At 71.7% G+C, this 2130-nt stretch carries 2 protein-coding genes; one reads left to right on the top strand and one right to left on the bottom strand.

Going from position 1 to position 2130, the window contains the following annotated elements; all coding sequences use genetic code 11:
* On the top strand, positions 1 to 574 hold a 574-nt coding region (locus tag G5C62_RS26625), incomplete at its 5' end, for a zinc ribbon domain-containing protein (RefSeq protein ID WP_206330892.1).
* 166 nt (positions 575 to 740) lie between these two features.
* Here G5C62_RS26625 and G5C62_RS26620 read toward each other — a convergent pair.
* On the bottom strand, positions 741 to 1622 hold the full coding sequence (locus G5C62_RS26620; protein WP_164703359.1) for a hypothetical protein: 882 nt from the start codon (positions 1620 to 1622) through the stop codon (positions 741 to 743).
* Positions 1623 to 2130: the final 508 nt, after the last annotated feature.

Here is a 2130-nt window from a genome sequence, read left to right as displayed (position 1 = left end):
CCTTTCCGGGCTGCTGCGGTGCGGCAAATGCGGCGCCAAGCTCTACGCCTCCCGCCGGGAGAACTCCCGCCGCTACGTCTGCCTCAAAGGCCCCGATCACGGCGGCTGTAACCGCCTCACCGTCGTCGCTGAGCCCCTCGAGGGCATGTTGGTCGAAGCGGTCCTGCAGCGCCTGGACGGCCCAGAGCTGGCCGACGTGCTCGCCGGCCGGCGCAGCGACGACGCCGCCGGCGAACTCAGCGACGGCCTGGCCGGCGACCAGGCCCAACTCGACGAGCTGGCGGTGATGTTCGGCAAGCAGGAGATCAGCGCCCGGGAATGGCGCGCAGCCCGGGAGCCGATCGAGCAGCGCATGAAGGGGCGAGAGCGCCAGCTGTCGGCCGCGAGCCGCAGCGACGCGCTGACCGGCCTGCCGGGAAACGGCGGGCAGCTGCGCGACCAGTGGGACACCCTCAGCCTGTCCCGGCAGGCCGCGATCGTCGCAGCGGTCCTGGACCACGCGGTGATCGAGCCTGGTCAACTGGGCGCCCGATCGCTGGACCCATCCCGAGTGCGGGCGATCTGGCGGGTATGACCCAGGCCGGGGCTGTCCCCGCTCGCGCTCCGCGCGTTCGCGGGGCCAGCCACCGGCGCGGGCAACAGCGCCGCCACCTTCGCCAACACCTGCGGGTCGGACACGCGCACCGGCACGCCTTGCTCAGCGCACGATGCGCTCAGCCACGCCGCGACGGCCTCCGGGCTCAAGCCCATACCAACTCCGCCGCCGTAGACGGGCCAGCGCGGCGAGGCTCGCCACCTGCCGCCGTCGGGCCCTGGGCGACCGACGACGGGGTCGGTTGGTCAGCCGATGCCACGCCAGCGGATCGGGCGAGCCGCGAGTTCTCCATGGCGGCGCGGTTGGCTGCTCGCACTTCCCGCACGGTGAGTCCCCATTGCCGCGAGGAGGACCAGGTGCGGTACCGGGCCGGTGCGCTGCCCCGGGTGAGCTCCCCGGTTCGGGTGTTGACGACGTCGACCGCCCAGGGCACCGCCCCGCGCTGGTCGGTGGCTTTCGTGGCGTACTTCGCCGCGTAGTTCGCGTGCTTCTGGGGCGACAGGGGGCTCAAGTCCACCTGGCAACCGAAGCCAGCAGCTACCGCCAGTTCCTGGACATGGTCGCGTCGCAGCGGCTCGGCGGACCACACCAGGATGTGCAGGTGCAGCGCGCCGCGCTTCTGGACCTCGACCACGCGGAAGTACTCGAACGGGCACAGCCGCGACAGGCCCAGCCGCAGCCGGTTCCACGCCTGACCGGCGGCCGCGTTCCACTCCGCCAGATCCCCGACCCGGCAAGCACAGGGACCACCGCCGCCGGGCCGTCCCGGTATCCACCGGGCGTGCTCGCGCTCCCCTGGCGCGGTCAACGTGAGGAAGAACCCGTGACCGCGGTGCGCCGACGCCGAACGGGACTGCGCTATCCGGACGAGCAGCCGTCGGTATCGCTCGGAGCAGGGCACGCATCGGGAAGCCCGGTGCGCTCGACAGGCCCAGACCAGGCGGCCGTCGCAGACGCGACACACGACGAGCAGGGGCGAATCGCAGTCCAGCCCATCGACGCCGCCTCCAGGCAGGTAGCCCACCACGCGCAGTCCCCGGACACCCGGCGGGCAGACGCACCCGGGGTTCTCCTTCGACGGTTGGACATGACGATGCGCCGGCTCAGCAAGCGCAGACACGGACGCGGCCGGAAGCGTCGGTCAGGGAGATGGGGCGGCCACGGCGGACACCGCGGGCACGCATGGAACGAGCAGACATGGGGCTTCCAGGGAGACGACGGGACTCGACAGGTGCGTGGAGTCACCGCCGGTCGGCCGCCGGTCGGGGACGCACTCTGTGATGTCGTCTCGCGGGCCGATCCCCTGAAAATGGCTGTCCCCGGGCGGGGTTTGTCTCAATGGACCCCGGGGTGCAGTCGACATCGTGACACACGCCGCGTGCGGGCGGAAGCAGCCCCAGGTCAGACCCGAGTGGCGTCCACCAAGGTGGTGTGCGACGGCCCCGGTGACCAGCGGGCCCTCCACATAGAGGCGGCCACCGCGTGATCTTCTGGATGACCTACCACAGTCCTTCAGGAGAGCTACGCGATGACCG

Source organism: Modestobacter sp. KNN46-3, assembly GCF_011039295.1.
This window is presented reverse-complemented; position numbering and strand designations above follow the sequence as displayed.